The sequence below is a fragment of the Arthrobacter dokdonellae genome, from assembly GCF_003268655.1.
Taxonomy (GTDB): Bacteria; Actinomycetota; Actinomycetes; order Actinomycetales; family Micrococcaceae; genus Specibacter; species Specibacter dokdonellae.
Genome location: NZ_CP029642.1, coordinates 3690691 through 3707345 on the forward strand (window position 1 = coordinate 3690691; position 16655 = coordinate 3707345).

Annotated in this window: 10 protein-coding genes; 4 read left to right on the top strand and 6 right to left on the bottom strand. The window is 66.7% G+C overall.

Features of this window, described 5'->3' with window-relative positions; translation table 11 throughout:
* The first annotated feature begins 22 nt into the window (after positions 1–22).
* A complete protein-coding gene (locus DMB86_RS21160; protein WP_227878443.1) occupies positions 23–1972 on the top strand; it encodes a glycoside hydrolase family 3 N-terminal domain-containing protein in 1950 nt (649 codons plus the stop codon).
* A 36-nt stretch (positions 1973–2008) separates the two neighbouring features.
* Here the strand turns inward: DMB86_RS21160 and DMB86_RS16445 are convergent, their stop codons facing one another.
* From DMB86_RS16445 to DMB86_RS16460, 4 genes are all read right to left on the bottom strand, one after another.
* Positions 2009–3484, bottom strand: coding sequence for a sensor histidine kinase (locus DMB86_RS16445; protein WP_113718734.1), 1476 nt, complete (start codon positions 3482–3484; stop codon positions 2009–2011).
* A gap of 65 nt (positions 3485–3549) precedes the next feature.
* On the bottom strand, positions 3550–8430 hold the full coding sequence (locus tag DMB86_RS16450) for an NAD-glutamate dehydrogenase (RefSeq protein ID WP_113718735.1): 4881 nt from the start codon (positions 8428–8430) through the stop codon (positions 3550–3552).
* Between the two features lie 58 nt (positions 8431–8488).
* Positions 8489–10411 (bottom strand): nucleotide-binding protein, encoded by a 1923-nt coding sequence (locus DMB86_RS21165; protein ID WP_227878444.1) that lies wholly within the window; start codon positions 10409–10411, stop codon positions 8489–8491.
* Entirely contained in the window at positions 10408–11043 is a 636-nt protein-coding gene (locus DMB86_RS16460; RefSeq protein WP_113718736.1) for a CpaB family protein, read from the bottom strand. The genes DMB86_RS21165 and DMB86_RS16460 overlap by 4 nt, the downstream gene beginning before the upstream one ends.
* 246 nt (positions 11044–11289) lie before the next feature.
* On the opposite strand from DMB86_RS16460, the gene DMB86_RS16465 reads away from it, so the two are divergent.
* Complete coding sequence (locus DMB86_RS16465) at positions 11290–11526, top strand: helix-turn-helix domain-containing protein (RefSeq protein WP_113718737.1); 237 nt, start codon at positions 11290–11292, stop codon at positions 11524–11526.
* Here DMB86_RS16465 and DMB86_RS16470 read toward each other — a convergent pair.
* Positions 11523–12083 (bottom strand): hypothetical protein, encoded by a 561-nt coding sequence (locus DMB86_RS16470; RefSeq protein ID WP_113718738.1) that lies wholly within the window; start codon positions 12081–12083, stop codon positions 11523–11525. The genes DMB86_RS16465 and DMB86_RS16470 overlap by 4 nt on opposite strands.
* 183 nt (positions 12084–12266) lie before the next feature.
* Here DMB86_RS16470 and DMB86_RS16475 point away from each other — a divergent pair, with 183 nt between their 5' ends.
* Positions 12267–13067 carry a LysM peptidoglycan-binding domain-containing protein gene (locus DMB86_RS16475; protein ID WP_113718739.1) on the top strand — a complete coding sequence of 267 codons (801 nt, stop codon included), beginning with the start codon at positions 12267–12269 and terminating at the stop codon, positions 13065–13067.
* A gap of 106 nt (positions 13068–13173) precedes the next feature.
* The gene (locus DMB86_RS16480) at positions 13174–13797 is read left to right on the top strand and encodes an Rv3235 family protein (RefSeq protein WP_113718740.1); all 624 of its coding nucleotides are present in this window, start codon (positions 13174–13176) and stop codon (positions 13795–13797) included.
* On the opposite strand, the gene secA is transcribed toward DMB86_RS16480, so the two are convergent.
* Complete coding sequence (secA, locus tag DMB86_RS16485) at positions 13794–16601, bottom strand: preprotein translocase subunit SecA (RefSeq protein ID WP_113718741.1); 2808 nt, start codon at positions 16599–16601, stop codon at positions 13794–13796. The two genes, DMB86_RS16480 and secA, sit on opposite strands and share 4 nt — an antisense overlap.
* Between the last annotated feature and the right edge of the window lie 54 nt (positions 16602–16655).

A 16655-nucleotide genomic window follows, 5' to 3' on the forward strand; every position in this document is an offset into this window, starting at 1 on the left:
GCTACGTGAAGCCGCGTGAATTATGCAAAAGATCCTTAGAACCTTGGCCGGCGGCGGGGCCGCGTTGTCAATGATCGCCGCCTTGGGAGTGTCCCCAGTGTTGGTCGGCACGGGGGTGGTGTCCACTGTGCCGGAAGCGGCCACGTCGGCGGCACTGACCCCGTCGCAACAGCTGGCCCGGATGAGCATGGCCCAGCGCGTCGGGCAGCTTTTCCTGGTCGCCGCCACTGCCACCGGCGCCGATGCCAACACGATGTCCGATCTGTCCAACTTCCACGTGGGCAATGTTTACCTTTCCGGGCGCAGCGCCGCGGGCACCGCGGCCACCGCCGCCGTCGTCAATCGCATGGCGTCCACCGTATCGGGCACCACCACGGGCAACGTCAAGCTGCTTGTGGCGACGGACCAGGAAGGCGGCTACGTCCAGGTCCTGAGCGGCCCGGGCTTCTCAACCATTCCGACGGCGTTGAGCCAGGGGGGGCTGGCGCCGTCGGCCCTTCAATCTGACGCCCGAACGTGGGGAAACCAGCTGGTTAGCGCCGGCTTGAACATGGATCTTGCTCCCGTGCTTGACACGGTTCCCAGCGCCCAGTTCGCGCCGTCAAATGCCCCGATCGGATACTACGACAGGGAATATGGTTACACGCCTGCGACCGTTTCCAGCCACGGGGTTGCCTTCGCCAATGGGCTCCGGCAGGCGTCGATAGTTCCCACGGCCAAGCATTTTCCGGGTCTGGGCCGGGTGACGCTTAATACCGACACCAGTGCCAATGTCCATGACACCGTCACTACGAGCACCGACGCCTACCTGCAGCCGTTCCGCGATGGCATTGCCGCGGGGGTCCGTGCAGTCATGGTCTCCAGCGCCTATTATGACCGGATAGATCCAGGCCATATCGGCCCCTTTTCTCAAACCATCATGAAGACCATGCTTCGCGGCAATATGGGATTTACCGGCGTCATAGTCTCCGATGACCTCTGCAGCGCAAAGCAGCTGAGTCCGTGGAGTCTGGGCACGCGGGCCGTCGACTTCTTCACCGCCGGCGGTACCATGCTGCTGTGCGCCGATCCCGGGGATATTCCCACCATGTATCGGTCGGTGCTCGCCCTCGCCCAAACGAACCTCGGCTTCGACTCAGCCGTCAACGCGGCGGTACTGAAGGTCCTTGAGCTGAAGTCGGGTGCCCTGGCAGAGGCTTTTGGTCCCGGTGCCACGCCCTATATGACGGACTTCAATGGCGACGGCACCGCCGACGTGATCGCCCGCGACAGCGCAGGAAACCTCTGGCTGTACCCAGGCAACGGCCACGGCGGCTGGCAGGCCACGTCCCAGATAGGCCACGGCTGGAACAACTTCACCACCTTCCTCAGCCCCGGGGACTTCAATGGCGACGGCACCGCCGACGTGATCGCGCGCGACAGCGCAGGAAACCTCTGGCTGTACCCAGGCAACGGACACGGCGGCTGGCAGGCCACGTCCCAGATAGGCCACGGCTGGAACAACTTCACCACCATCCTCAGCCCCGGGGACTTCAATGGCGACGGCACCGCCGACGTGATCGCGCGCGACAGCGCAGGAAACCTGTGGCTGTACCCAGGCAACGGACACGGCGGCTGGCAGGCCACGTCCCAGATAGGCCACGGCTGGAACAACTTCACCACCATCCTCAGCCCCGGGGACTTCAATGGCGACGGCACCGCCGACGTGATCGCCCGCGACAGCGCAGGAAACCTCTGGCTGTACCCAGGCAACGGACACGGCGGCTGGCAGGCCACGTCCCAGATAGGCCACGGCTGGAACAACTTCACCACCATCCTCAGCCCCGGGGACTTCAATGGCGACAGCACCGCCGACGTGATCGCGCGCGACAGCGCAGGAAACCTGTGGCTGTACCCAGGCAACGGACACGGCGGCTGGCAGGCCACGTCCCAGATAGGCCACGGCTGGAACAACTTCACCGCGGTTTTCTAGCGTCGAATCTGGACCTGCGGCGTCGTGTCAGTGGCGTCAGTGGCGGCGGATCAGTGCCATGTCCAGCAGCACGGCCGTGCCTCCGTGCTCGCGCGCGATCCATTCGATGGTGCCGCCCAGCTCGCTGGTGACCAGGGTGCGGACAATCTGGAGGCCCAGCCCTTCGCTGATGTGTCCCTCGGGAAGGCCCACTCCGTCGTCGGCGATCGTGACAGCAAGGGCGTCGTCCCCGGCGTCGTTCTTGTATCGGCGGGCGGCCAGGGACACGGTTCCCTCACGGTCCTGAAGACCGTGCTCCACCGCATTGGTGACCAGTTCGTTGATGACCAGGGCCAGGGGCGTCGCAAAGTCGCTGGGCAGTTCGCCGAAGGCTCCCTCGCGCTCGGTGCTGACCTTTTGGGCGGGCGAGGCGACCTCGGCGGAGAGCCGGAACTGGCGGTCGATCAGCTCGTCAAAGTCAACGCTTTGGGCCAGGCCCTGCGAGAGCGTTTCATGGACCAGCGCAATGGTGGACACCCGGCGCATGGCCTGTTCCAGCCCCTGACGGCCCTCTTCGCTGTGCATGCGCCTGGACTGCATGCGCAACAGCGCCGCCACGGTCTGCAGGTTGTTCTTTACCCGGTGGTGGATTTCCCGGATGGTGGCGTCCTTGGTGACAAGCTCCTGCTCGCGGCGGCGCAGCTCGGACACGTCGCGGCACAGCACCAAGGCGCCGAAACGCTCGGTGGCATCCCGCAGTGGGATGGCCCGCAGGGACAGGCTCACGCCGCGTGACTCAATTTCGGTGCGCCATGGCATGCGGCCCGTGACCACGAGGGGCAGCGTTTCGTCCACCATGCGGCGGTCCTTGAGCAGTCCGGTGGTCACTTCCGCCAGCGAGCGGCCCTCGAGCGATTCGCCGTCGCCCAGGCGCCGGAACGCGGAGACGCCATTGGGGCTGGCGTACTGGACGATGCCGTCGACGTCCAGGCGCAGGACGCCGTCCCCCACGCGGGGCGCGCCCCGCCGGGATCCGGTGGGCGAGGCAAAGTCCGGCCACAGGCCCAACGTTCCCATCTTCAAAAGGTCATAGGCGCACTGACGGTAGGTCAGTTCGAGGCGCGAGGGCATGCGGGAACTGGACAGGTCCATGTGGGTGGTGATGACGGCCAGCGTGCGGCCGTTGCGCACCATGGGGATGGCTTCCACGCGCATGGCGAGGTCCGCGTTCCAAATGCCGGTTTCGCTGGAGCGTTCAATGATTTGGCTGCGCCACGCGGCCCGGACCAGCGGTTCCAGGTCCTGGCTGATCCCCTCCCCCACAAAGTCGGAGTGAAACATGGTGTGGCTGGTGGACGGTCGGACGTGCGCCAGGGCCACGTAGCCCTTGTCCGGGTCCGGGAACCACAGGGCCAGGTCGGCAAAGGACAGATCCGCGATCAGCTGCCAATCCCCCACCAGCAGGTGCAGCCATTCGGCATCCCCCGGCCCAAAATCAGCACCTTCCCTGATCATGTCGGCAAAGATGGCCACGCGCGGCTCCTTATGAGGTGGAGGGCGGCGGCGGCTCCCCGGGGAGCCGCCGCCGCCCGGTTCGGCTAGCGCCGGACGATTGAACGCAAGAGCCTCAATGCTACCGACAACGAGGCCATGTCGTCTTGTTCGAGCTCGTTGACCTCCGCGAACATCTTCGTGGCCCTGGCCAGCTGCTCCTTGTTCTGAGCCTCCCAGCCGGCAATGCGGTCCTCGGTGGAGAGGCCCTTCTCCGTGTTGTGCATGACGTTCCGCGTCATGTCCGCGGTGGTCGCGTACAGGTCGTCGCGCAGGGCGGCACGTGCCAGCGCCTGCCAGCGGTCGTTGCGCGGCAGCGCCGTGATGCGTTCCAGCAGCTCATCCACCCCGTACCTGTTGTAGAGCGCGTAGTAGACGCGTGCCACATCATCGATGGGTTCGTCGATGTCGCGGCTGACCTTGGCGACGTCCAGCAGCGGGAAGGACTCAAAGAGTTCCGCCCACTGCCGGCCCAGTGCGTCGGGCATGTTGAAGGATTTGGCACGGTCGTACCAGGACTGGACACGAAGGGCGTCGACCCCCTGCACGAAGCCGGCAAGGCGCCCGCCCACCGAGGCGACCACGGGCTTGAACTGGCCGATGACCTCCTCGATGCTGCGCTGGCCGCTGCGTTCGTTGACCAGCCAGCGCAGGGCTCGGTCCAGCAGGCGGCGCATGTCGAGCTGCACGGTGCACCACTGGTCCGTGGGGAACGACGGCGGCAGTTCGCGCAGGGCCGTCGTCATGGACTGGAAGTCGAAGATCTCGTGCAGCGCCACAAACGCCTTCGCGATCGCGGTCTCGTCCGCCGAGGATTCCTCCATGGCCCGGAAGGCGAAGGTGATCCCGCCCAGGTTCACCATGTCGTTGGCAACAACGGTGGCAATGATTTCGCGGCGCAGCGGGTGCGAATCGAGTTCCGCGTCAAAGCGTGCGGCCACTTCCCGGGGGAAGTAGCGGCGCAGCGTCCGCTTGAACCAGGGATCGTCGGCGAGGTCGCTTGCGGAGAGCGCGGTGGCCAGCTCCATCTTGGCATAGGCCGCCAACACCGCCAGCTCGGGGGATGTCAGCCCCTGCCCGCCCTGCAGCCGCTCATGCAGTTCATCGTTGGTGGGCAAGGCCTCGATGGCACGGTCCAGATCACCGTGTTCCTCCAGCCAGTCCATGAACCGTTCGTAGCTGGGGCTCCACTCGACCACGCGCTGGCGGTCGTTGAGCAGCAGCACGTTCTGGTCAATGTTGTCCTCAAGGACCAGATGCCCTATTTCGTCCGTCATGGACATGAGAAAGTCGGTGCGTTCGCTTGGCTCGATCTTTCCGGCGGCCACCATGCGGTCCACAAAGATCTTGATGTTCACCTCGTGGTCCGAGCAATCCACTCCGGCGGAGTTGTCGATGGCGTCGGTATTCAGGATGACCCCGTGCAGCGCAGCCTCGACGCGTCCGTGCTGCGTCATGCCCAGGTTTCCGCCTTCACCGACGACTTTCACGCGCAGGTCCTTGCCGTCGACGCGGATGGCGTCGTTGGTCTTGTCCCCCACCTGCGCATTGCTCTCGGTGCTGGCCTTGATGTACGTGCCGATGCCGCCGTTGTAAAGCAGGTCGGCGGGCGCCAGCAGGACGGCGCGCAGCAGTTCCGGCGGGCTGAGCTTGACCGTGCCGTCCGGCAGGCCCAGCGCGGTCCGGACCTGCTCGGTGATGGGGATCGACTTCAACGTCCGGGAGTAGACCCCCCCGCCTTCACTGATCAGCTCCTTGTTGTAGTCCTGCCAGGACGAGCGTGGCAGGTTGTACAGCCGCTGGCGTTCGTCATAGGCGATGCCGGGCTCGGGATGGGGATCCAGGAAGATGTCGCGGTGGTCGAACGCCGCCACCAGCTTGACGTGGCGGGTCCGCAGCAGGCCGTTGCCGAACACGTCCCCGGACATGTCCCCGATGCCAACAGCCGTGAACTCCTCGGTCTGGGTGTCGACGTCGAACTCGCTGAAGTGCCGCTTGACGGACTCCCAGGCGCCGCGGGCGGTGATGCCCATGGCCTTGTGGTCATAGCCCACCGAGCCGCCGGAGGCGAACGCGTCGCCGAGCCAGAAACCGTATTCCGCGGAGATGGCGTTGGCGGTGTCGGAGAAGGACGCGGTGCCCTTGTCCGCGGCCACCACCAGGTAGGTGTCGTCGGCGTCGTGGCGCACCACGTTTTCCGGCGGGACCACCACCTCGCCGCCCTCCGTGGCCACCAGGTTGTCGGTGACGTCCAGCAGTCCACGAATAAAGGTCTTGTAGCTTTCCCGGCCTTCGGCGATCCACGCCCCGCGGTCAACGGAGGGGTTGGGCAGCGCCTTGGGGAAGAAGCCTCCCTTGGCGCCGGTGGGGACGATCACGGCGTTCTTGACGGTCTGGGCCTTGACCAGGCCGAGGACTTCGGTGCGGAAGTCCTCACGGCGGTCCGACCAGCGCAGCCCGCCCCGGGCCACCTTGCCAAAGCGCAGGTGCACGCCCTCGACCCTGGGCGAGTAGACCCAGATTTCGAACATGGGGCGCGGGAACGGCAGCCCGGCGATCTGCGAGGGGTCAAACTTCAGGCTGAGGAAGTCGCGGCCGCGGTAATAGTTGGTGCGCAGCGTGGCGTCGATCAGGTTGGCGATGGTGCGCAGCACCCTGTCGGCGTCCAGGGTCGGGACACTTTCCAGGGCGGCGTCCAGACGGCCGTGCACCTCCGCAACGCGCCCGGCGCGGGTGGCGTCCTCACTCCGCGGGTCGAATCGGGTTTCAAAGAGCTCCACGAGCGCCCGCGTCACGGCCACGTTGTGAAGGAGGGTGTCGGCGATGAAGCCGAAGGAGTTGGTGTTTCCCATTTGGCGCAGGTACTTGGCGTAGGCGCGCAGGATGACGATTTGCCGCCATTCCATGCCCTCGGTCAGCACCAGCCGGTCAAAGAGGTCCGATTCGCTGGCCCCCGTCGTGGCGGCACCGAAGGCTCCGGTGAGCAGCGCGGCGGTTTCGAGCGGGTCGACGCCGGCCGGGTACTTCAGGCCGAGGTCGTACAGGAAGAAGTCACGCCTGTCGGAGGTTTCAATTTCGAAGGGCCGTTCATCGATGACCTCGATGCCGAGGTTGTGGAAGAAGGGGAGGATTTGGCTCAGGCTCTGCGGGTGGGCCATGTACAGCTTGACGCGTGCGTCGCCCGGCCGGCCGTCGACGGCGCCGCCGGGCAGGTAGACGTTCATCCCGGGCGCGCACGCCTCCGGTGTCCCGCCGGTTTCGGCCACCTGCTTGTACTGGCTGTCGAAGTCTTCGAAGCGCCTGATGTCCTCCAGTGCGTCCTCAACCTCGAAGTCCACGCGGTAGCTGGCGGGGAAGGCATCGGACCACTTGGCGGCCAGGTGTTCAGCCACTTCCAGCGGCTGGGTCTCGCGCAACACCTGGGCGATGCCCTCGGGCCAGGAGCGGGCGGCCATGACCAGGCGCCGTTCCAGTTCGGCTGACTGCAGATCGGCCGGGACGTGGAAGTCCTTGGACAGGCGGATGCGGAAGAACAGCCGGGCCAGTGCCGACTCGCTCATCCTGGCCTCGAAGTCGATGGAGACGGCGTCGAAGGTCCGGGTGAGCTCGTCCTCAATGCGCCGGCGCACGGCCGTGGTGTAGCGGTCGCGGGGGATGAAGATGAGCGCCGACATGAAGCGCCCGTAAATGTCCGGGCGCAGGAACAGCCTGGTGCGTCGGCGCTCTTGCAGCCGCAGGATGCCTTCGGCGGTTTCAATCAGTTGTGCAGTTTCAATCTGGAACAGTTCATCGCGCGGATAGGTTTCCAGGACGGCGAACAGGTCCTTGCCCGAGTGCGAGTCCGGAGGGAAGCCGAAGTGGCGCAACACGGCGTCGACCTTTTCACGCACCACGGGAATGTTGCGGACGGAGCCGGTGTACACGGACGAGGCAAAGAGTCCGATGAAGCGCTGCTCGCCGTTGACGTTGCCTTGGGAGTCAAAGGACTTGATGCCGATGTAGTCAAGGTACGCGGCGCGGTGCACCGTGGAGCGGGAGTTCGCCTTGGTGATGACCAGGACCCGCTTCTCCCGGGCCTTGCGCCGGCCGGTGGTGGTCAGGTGCTGGACAGTGGGGTGGCTGGAACCGTCCCGCAGCAGGCCCAAACCGCTGCCCTCGCGGTTGACCAACACGTCCTCGCCGTCCTGCTTGACCAAGTCGTATTCGCGGTAGCCCAGGAACGTGAAGTTGCCGGCGTCCATCCAATGCAGCAAATCCTCGGCCTCGCGGATGTCGGAAATATGTTCGCCGGCCAGTTCCGTGGCCAGCACCTCGGCCCGGCTGAGGGCCTTGTCACGCATGGCCGGCCAGTCCTCGACAGCGGCACGGACATTTCCGAGGACCTTGGTGAGCCCCTCCACGAGGCGCGCCTTGGCGTCGTCGTCCACCTTGTCGATTTCGACGGCAATCCATGATTCGAGGTGCGAGGTGTTGTCGCCGTCAGCGACCAGGTGGGCAATGCTGGGCATGGTGGACGTGTCGCCGCTGGCAACACCGGCGTGGGAGGGAACTTTGTGGATGGCGGCCAGGACGTGCGTCCCCCTGTCCCGGGACACCACGAACATGGGGTGAGTCACCAGGTGGATGGCCAGGTTTTCGTGTACCAGCTCTGCGCTGACGGAGTCGACCAGGAACGGCATGTCGTCCGTCACGATGTACACCACGCTGGCGTCGCGCTCGTCCAAGACCTCCACCTTGACCGTGCCGGAGGCCCGCTCCGCGGCCAGTGCCCTGTGGGTCAGCGCCCGGGCATTGAGGATGGCGGCGTCATACTCGGCAGTGTCTTCGTCGGACAGCTGCACGTAGTAGTCGGTGATGAACTGTTGGTCAGTGGAGACCGCTTGGGCGGAATCCTGCAGTGACCCGGTCGTGGGGGAATTGGACGACATAAAATAAACGCCTCCGTCAAAGAGTAAAAGACCGCTTCTTTGCGGCCTCATCCCGAGCCTAGCCCGGATTCCCGGGCCTCGCTGTGGCGCTTGATACAGCAGTTCTCGCATTCCCTTGGACAAGTGCACAACACATGTCTCGGATGGCCAGGCGCAGCGGCGAGTCCGGCGCCAGTTCCTGCAGCAGCCTGCCTTCCAGCAATGCCCGCGCCGGGACGTCGGGCTCCCAGGGAAGCACATGGCTGATGGGCAGCACCGGGCCGAAGCGCCGCCAGGCGTCTTCCACCGCCTTCACGGGCGAGCCTCCTGCAGCCCTTTTCCGGACCTTGTTCAACACCACCTTGATGTCCGCCCCCGCGCAGGCCTCGGGCAGGTCCGCCAGCGCCCGGATGAGCCGGGGGATGCCCACGGCGTCCGAACTTCCCACCGCGAAGACGGTGTCCGCCTGTGCCAGCGCGGCGAGGGTTGCCGCGTTGCGCCGCGGCGCCATGGTGTCATAGCTCAGTTCCTCATCGGTTTCCAGGCAGAAACCGCAGTCAACCACCACGGTGTCCACCAGGGAGAGCGCAGCCTCAAGCACCCGTTCCACCGCGGCCGCACGGAGTTCCGGCCACCTGTCGGAGCGCGTCAGGCCCGTCAGGAGCGAAAACGTGCCGCCTGCACAGACCACCTCGGAACTGATGCGCGCCAGTTCGTCCACAGTCAGCAGGCCCTGGTCCGCCACCCGGCACGCCTGCGCGAAGGACGCCGACTCGTCCAGTAGGCCAAGGCTGGCCGCAACGCTGGCCCCATAGCTGTCGGCGTCAACCAACATGACACGGCGCCCCTGCGCGGCAAGTTCGCCCGCCATGTTGACCGCGACGAGCGTGCGTCCCGGCGACCCGATCGGTCCCCACACGGCAAACATCCGTGGAGCGGCGGGTCCGCTGGCAGCGGCCGCGCTTCCTGCCGCGGCCGCCTGGGCGCTGCCCCGCCGGCGCTCCGGCGTTGGAGCGCCGGCGCCGGCTGCCTTCGTGCGGGCACGGCCGCCTCCCGGCAGGGTGCCCCGTCGACGAAGCAGTGACGGCCCCGGGACGGCTGCTGCCACCAGGGCTGCAAGCCTTGAAAGGCCACTCCTGCCGGAGGCAGGGGCGCCCCCGGATTTGCCGTTCCCAGACGGGGCACCGGCCGGGCCGCCGCGTTCGGTCCGGTGGACGGCACGTGGACCGTCCCGGAGTTGGCCCGACGGCGCCCCACCCACGTCCGCCGTCCCGTCCGCGCCCGGTGTCCCGACCGTGTCCGGTGAACTGGCTGCCATTGCCGCGCCTTGGACAGGCACGGGGTCGACGCCGGCCCACCCCTCCTGCCCGTCGGCCGCCGGCGCCCGCCCTCCAGGCGCCCGCCCGGGGCTGCTGGAGCCGGAGCCCTTACGCCCGGCGAGGTCATTCCGGGCGCCACCGTCGCCCGCAGCCCAGTCTGCGGTGCGCCCGTCGGCGGAACCGGGGTTCCGGGCGGCGGAACTGTGGTTTCGAGCCACCTGGCCGCCGGGCTGCGGAACGGCGGACGCCTCCCGCCCGGCGTCGTCAGGCGACAAGGAACCAGCGGAAGGCGACACCGCCATCGGGAACCCAAAGGATGCGGACTGATGGTGCCGGCGGGCTCTGACCGCAGCCAGCACGGACTCGGTGAGCTGCTCGGCAGTCGCGATTCCACTCAGGGGCCATGCACCGATGCTGCGCAGCCGTGCCGCCTCGGCCGGGGTGGCTGCCACGGCCACAACGCTGACGCCGACCGCGGTCAGGCGGTCGACCAAGGTCGCCGTCAGCCCGTCCGTGCCCGCGGCCACGACGGCCACCTGCGCCAGTCCGCTTTGACAGGCCGCCAGCAGCCCGGGCAGCTCGGGGCAGCGCCGGACCACCGCGACTGGCCCGCGGCTGCTCTCCAGCGCCGCAACGGCGTTGTCCGCGGTGTCCCCCACCGCCACCACTGTCACCGGGCTCATCGCGGTCCCCCTGGATTCCACACGACCGACACCTTCGCCTTGTTGGCGACGGCCCCGAGGAACTTGGGCATCTGGACGTCGGTCACCAGGACCATCAACTGGGTGCTCTTGCCCGATCCCAAGCTGGTGGTGGCGTCATTCACCGCGGCCACTTCGGCACCGGGCAACATGAGGACCGGCTCCCGGTACCCGTTGCGTTCATCCGGCAGGGCAACCCAGACGTCCACATGCGAGCCGGCGACAACTTCCTTCGGCAGCGGTTCGGTGACGCTCACCGGCGCAGTCTTGCGATCAAGCGCGTCGGTGCCACCGATGCTGCTGGCCGGCACCAGTTCGCCCTTGGGCACCATGCGCACGGCCACGGCGTGCCCGGGCAGAGCCCTTCCTGGGTCCAGGTACTTCGCCTCAAGATCGCCCAGCCGCACCTGGACGATGTCAAATGAATCACGGGTGATGGTCTGGCCAACCACCAGCGCGTCCTTCGCCACGTAGGCGGGAACGGTCCTGTCGGCCCCACCCACCAAGGCGACCACCCCGGCAACCGACGCCAGGACCAGCAGTATCCCCACGAAAAACCGCGGATCCTTCCATGAGGGCTTGGCCAGTCGTGGCGCCCTTCCTTGTGCGTCCATCCGCGTGGTTCCTCCTGGCGAGACCCGCCACGCCGGGGCCTCCCCAGACACGGGGAGTGGCCGCGTGGACTGCAGCGGCCGCGTAGGCGCGGACCGCATTGCCTTCATTTCTACCGTTGAATGGCCTGCCGTGAAAGACCCCGCACCAAAACTGTGGACAATTCGAACGGCGCTGGCCGGTCGTCAGGGGGGGACAAACGGTGGATAACCGGAACAAAAGATTGCAAAGGGAGTGATAATGGTTGCATGCCTAGATTCCTGACCCTGGCCGATGTGGCCGAAGAACTCCAGATCTCGGCCGCCGCATGCTACTCGCTGGTGCGCAGCGGTGAACTTCCAGCCTTCCAGATCGGCGGGCGCGGACAGTGGCGGGTCGATGCCGCCAAGTTCGAGAAGTTCATCGATGACCGGCACGCCGCGGCCCGGGACATGCTCGCAACCGGCAGCCACCCGGGTCGCGAACACTCGGAGTCCGCCGGCTAGAACTCGTTCTCACGTGAGGACGTCACCGACATCACCGCGTCCAACGCGACCATGACGCTGCCCTGCCGGTTGTCGCGGGCCCTAGCCTCGCCGTCGGCCAACTGCGCGACCACCACAAAGTCCGCGCCCACCTGGTCCAGCACCCCGCGCACGCCGGCCGGCTGCGCAGACTCCAGGCCCAGCATCACCACCGTCCTGTTGCGCGCCAAGATGCGCAAGGCAGAGGCCAGGCTGTAGCGCACCCTACCCTGCGGGACGACCCTGGCAGCGCCCGTCCCCCGCACCTGCATGAGCTTCGCCAGCGGCAGCACCACCGACAAGCCGCCCGTGTCCATGAGCATCCACTGCGCCTCGACCCGCTGCAGCGTCCCATGATGGACGACGCCGTCCCGCAACACAGCGGCAATGTCACGTCCCAGCGAGCCCCGGAGAGCGTCCGCCAGCCCCACTTGTGACGCCTCCACCCGGGCTAGCTCGTTGACGTGGCGCTCGAGTTCCTGCTGTGTGGCGGCATGCCACTGCGCATCCAAGTCCCCAAACAGTGCGTCCCATCGCATTCCGCCACGTTAGGCTCCGCGCGGGACATCGTCAACCACCCCACAGTGCCCGCCTGGCACGTCACGTTGTCCACAGCACTTTGGCCGGGGCTGGACAACACGACGCGTATTGGTTCAAAATAGTTCCACAGTCATCAAACTGCACTAAACAGTGTCAAAACATAACGAGGAGGAGTCCGGACCATGAAGAGACAGGCTGCTGCGGACGCCGTCATGACGGCCGCGATCCTCTTCCTCGGTGCGTCGCTGGTCTTTACCGGGGGCGCCGTGCTGCGCCGCCGGAGCAGCGGACCGCACCCGTCCGCACCCCTGGATCTCGCGGAGGCGGTGGGTGCCGCCGCAGCGGGGATCGGCTTTGCCGTCGCCCTGTGGTGGCTGGCCGCCCTGGCATGCGCCTTTATTTCCGGGCTGGCCCGGCTGCATGGCAGGCCCCGTCTGGCCTCCCTGACCGGCGCCTGGACTCCGGCATTCATGCGGCGGCTGGCGGCGGTGGTGCTGGGACTCAACCTCATGGCGGCCCCGGCGGCGATGGCAGACGGCCCGGGGCCCATCGACCCGACGTGGCACGCGGGCCCCGCGGCGGAGGCGCCCTTCATTGTCAAGACTGCCCATCCCGCAGCGCCCGGCTTGGCGGAATCCACCGCCGAGGCCGCAGACCCAGCCAAGTCCAAGGCCCGGCCCGGGACCCAGCGGGCCCACCCCGCGTGGACCCCGCAGGCCCCTGCCGTGGACCCCGGCCCGTTGGCCCGTGGCCAGTCACGCCCGCCGCGGAACGCGGTCGCTAAGGGTGCCGACAACGGCGAGGTGGTGGTGCGCGGCGGCGACAGCCTGTGGAGCATCGTTGCTGCCGCACTTGGCCCCTATGCCACCGATGTGGAGGTGGCCCAAGCATGGCCGGAGTGGTACCGCGCCAACCGCAGCGTCATCGGCAGCGATCCCAACATCATCCTGCCCGGGCAGGTGCTGCACGCCCCTGGCGGCTAGGGCTGGTCCCACGGCCCTCACGCCGCCACGGCGCCACAGCGCCGGCGGTCCGTCTTACCGGGACATCGATTTACAGGAACAGCGACGAACGTTCGAAGGAGACACGATGAACATCAGGGCCATCGAGGAGACCGCGCCGGCGAGCGCGAAGCTGGTCGCACGTCCGGCCCCGGCCCTCCAGGGCACTGGCCGTGACAGTGGCTCGGGCACGGAAGGAGCGGTGGTCAAAATGACGCCGCGTCCGGGCCGCGGAACCGCTGCGCAGGGCCGCACCGATCTGCACAGGAGTGGCGCCGATCTGCACAGCGGCACGTCGGCGCACGGCGGCGCCACCGTGCTGGACCCCAGAGCACCGGAGCGTGCCCTCGTGGCCGAGATGTCGCGCCGCATCGCGCAGGCTGCCCTGGAGGTCCTCAGCGGTGTGCGCTCCGTCCAGCAGCTCTCACGCTGGCTGGACACCAGATGCTTCAGCGCACTGACCACGCGGGCCAGGCTGCACGCCGCCGCCTGTCAGGCGGAAAGCAGGCACCGCTCCGAGACGGGACACGGGGGGAACGTCAGCGTCCTCCACCACCAGCCCATCGTCCATTCGACCCACTGCAGCGCCATAGCCCCCGGAATCTACGAGACGTCCGTCGTGGTCGCCGACAAGGCGAGGTTCCGGGCCATCGCCATGCGCTTCGAGGAAACGCGGGGCACCTGGAAGGTGACGGCGCTGCAGATCGGTTAGCGCTTCTTTTTCTTTTTGGCCGATTTTGCGTTCTTGTTGCCGGCACGCTTGGCCGACGGCGGCAGGCCGTCGCCGCTGGAACGCCGCTCCACGTGCGTCTCGGCGTCGCCCTGGGCGTCCGGGGCCGTGAACTGGAGCTGGGCGGGGCGTTCCGGGGCCTCGAGACCGGGTGCCATGATCCGCACCGCGCCGTGCTCCGCCGCCTCGCCGGCCGCATGCGCAACCTCGGCGTCCACTCCGGCCACCCGCTCCATCAATCCGGCCGGAGCCCCGGCTACGACGCCCACCGCAGTCTCGGGGGCATGTTCAACCTGGACCTCCAGGTTGAACAGGAAGCCCACGCTTTCCTCGCGGATGGCGGCCATCATGGACTGGAACATCTCGAAGCCTTCGCGCTGGTATTCCACGAGCGGATCGCGTTGCGCCATGGCCCGCAGCCCAATGCCTTCCTTGAGGTAGTCCATCTCGTAAAGGTGTTCCTGCCATTTGCGGCCCACCACGGAGAGCACCACGCGCCGCTCCAGTTCGCGCATCGTCTCCGAGCCCAGGGCGGCCTCGCGTTCGCGGTAGGCGACCTGGGCGTCGGAGAGCAGCTCGGTCTTGAGCATCTCGGCGGTGATGCGGCCCTCACCGCCGGCTTCCTCGGCGATCTCGTCCACCGTGACGGTGACAGGGTAGATGGTACGCAGGTTGGCCCACAGCGAGTGGAAGTCCCAGTCTCCCGGATGCCCCCCGCTGAGGGTTGCGTCGATGATTTCATTGACCGTGTCCTCCAGGAAGAACTGGACCTTTTCATGCAGGTCGTCCCCTTCCAGGATCCGACGGCGGTCCCCGTAGATGGCCTCGCGCTGGCGGTTCAGGACGTCATCGTATTTCAGGACGTTCTTGCGCTGTTCGGCGTTGCGGCCCTCCACCTGGCCCTGGGCCGACGCGATGGCCTTGGACACCAGCTTGGACTCCAGTGCGACGTCGTCCGGCATGGAGGAGCGTGACATGAGCCGCTCCGCCGCACCGGAATTGAACAGGCGCATCAGGTCGTCGGTGAGCGAGAGGTAGAAGCGCGACTCCCCGGGATCGCCCTGGCGTCCGGAACGGCCGCGCAACTGGTTGTCAATGCGGCGCGACTCGTGGCGCTCGGTACCCAGCACGTACAGTCCGCCGGCCTCCAGCACGGCCTCGTGTTCATCCTTGACAGCCAGCTTGGCGGCCTCGAACGCCTCGTGCCAGGCAGCCTCGTACTCCTCCGGGGTTTCCTCCGGGTCCAGGCCCTTCGCGGCCAGGGCGGCGACGGCGTTGAACTCGGCGTTTCCGCCGAGCATGATGTCGGTGCCGCGGCCGGCCATGTTCGTGGCGACGGTAACGGCCCCGCGCCGCCCCGCCTGGGCCACGATCGCGGCTTCACGGGCGTGGTTCTTCGCGTTCAGGACTTCGTGCTTGATACCCCTTTCGGCCAGCTTCTTGGAGAGGTATTCGCTCTTCTCCACGCTGGTGGTGCCGACCAGGACCGGCTGCCCGGTTTCGTGCCGCTGGGCAATGTCCTCCACCACGGCGTCGAACTTGACGATCTCGTTCTTGTACACCAGATCCGGCTGGTCCGCGCGCTTCATGGGCATGTTCGTGGGGATTGGGACAACGCCGAGGGAGTAGGTGCCCATAAACTCGGCGGCCTCGGTCTCGGCCGTGCCGGTCATGCCGGAGAGCTTGTCGTAGAGGCGGAAGTAGTTCTGTAGGGTAACCGTGGCCAAAGTCTGGTTTTCAGCCTTGATCTCAACCCCTTCCTTTGCCTCGATGGCCTGGTGCATGCCCTCGTTGTAGCGGCGGCCGGCAAGGATGCGGCCGGTGTGCTCGTCGACAATGAGGACTTCGCCGTCCATGATGACGTAGTCCTTGTCGCGCTTGAACAGTTCCTTGGCCTTGATGGCGTTGTTGAGGAAACCGATCAGCGGCGTGTTTGCGGATTCGTAGAGGTTGGATATGCCCAGGTAGTCCTCGACCTTTTCAATGCCGCTCTCCAGGACGCCCACGGTGCGCTTCTTCTCGTCGACTTCGTAGTCGTCCTCGACGTCCAGGCGCAGGACCACCTTGGCAAACTCGCTGTACCAGCGGTTGGCGTCCCCGGACGCAGGCCCGGAGATGATCAGCGGCGTGCGGGCCTCGTCAATGAGGATGGAGTCGACCTCGTCCACGATCGCATAATTGTGGCCCCGCTGGACCAGCTCATCCTTGCTCCAGGCCATATTGTCTCGCAGGTAGTCAAAGCCAAACTCGTTGTTGGTGCCGTAGGTGATGTCCGCGGCGTACTGTGCGCGCCGCACGGCAGGGTCCTGGTTGGAGATGATGCAGCCGCTGCTCTGGCCGAGGAAGCGGAAAACGCGGCCCATGAGGTCAGACTGGTATTCGGCCAGGTAGTCGTTCACGGTGACCACGTGGACACCCTTGCCGGTCAGCGAGTTGAGGAAGGCCGGGGCCGTCGCCACGAGGGTCTTGCCTTCACCGGTCTTCATTTCGGCAATGTTGCCCAGGTGGAGTGCTGCGCCACCCATGAGCTGGACGCGGAAGTGCCGCAGTCCCAGGGTGCGGGACGATGCCTCGCGGACCGCTGCGAACGCCTCTGGCAGAAGGTCGTCGAGCGACTCTCCGTCTTGGTGGCGCAGTTTCAGCTTGTCCGTTTCCTCGCGCAGCTCGGCATCCGTGAACGTCTGGAAGGGCTCCTCCAGCAAATCAATGGCGTCAGCAAGCACGTTGAGGCGTTTGAGCGTCTTGCGATCGCCGGTGCGAAGGACCCGCTCAAGAAGTGATGGCACGAAATTGCTCCCAATCTGTGGCTGCCTAAAAGTGGCGTGACCAGTCTACGTGAG

Excerpts from the sequence above, each read along its gene's own strand:
- DMB86_RS21160 (WP_227878443.1), top strand. The coding sequence starts at position 23 with ATGCAAAAGATCCTTAGAACCTTGGCCGGCGGCGGGGCCGCGTTGTCA.
- DMB86_RS16450 (WP_113718735.1), bottom strand. The coding sequence starts at position 8,430 with ATGTCGTCCAATTCCCCCACGACCGGGTCACTGCAGGATTCCGCCCAA.
- DMB86_RS21165 (WP_227878444.1), bottom strand. The coding sequence starts at position 10,411 with ATGAGCCCGGTGACAGTGGTGGCGGTGGGGGACACCGCGGACAACGCC.
- DMB86_RS16460 (WP_113718736.1), bottom strand. The coding sequence starts at position 11,043 with ATGGACGCACAAGGAAGGGCGCCACGACTGGCCAAGCCCTCATGGAAG.
- DMB86_RS16465 (WP_113718737.1), top strand. The coding sequence starts at position 11,290 with ATGCCTAGATTCCTGACCCTGGCCGATGTGGCCGAAGAACTCCAGATC.
- DMB86_RS16470 (WP_113718738.1), bottom strand. The coding sequence starts at position 12,083 with ATGCGATGGGACGCACTGTTTGGGGACTTGGATGCGCAGTGGCATGCC.
- DMB86_RS16475 (WP_113718739.1), top strand. The coding sequence starts at position 12,267 with ATGAAGAGACAGGCTGCTGCGGACGCCGTCATGACGGCCGCGATCCTC.
- DMB86_RS16480 (WP_113718740.1), top strand. The coding sequence starts at position 13,174 with ATGAACATCAGGGCCATCGAGGAGACCGCGCCGGCGAGCGCGAAGCTG.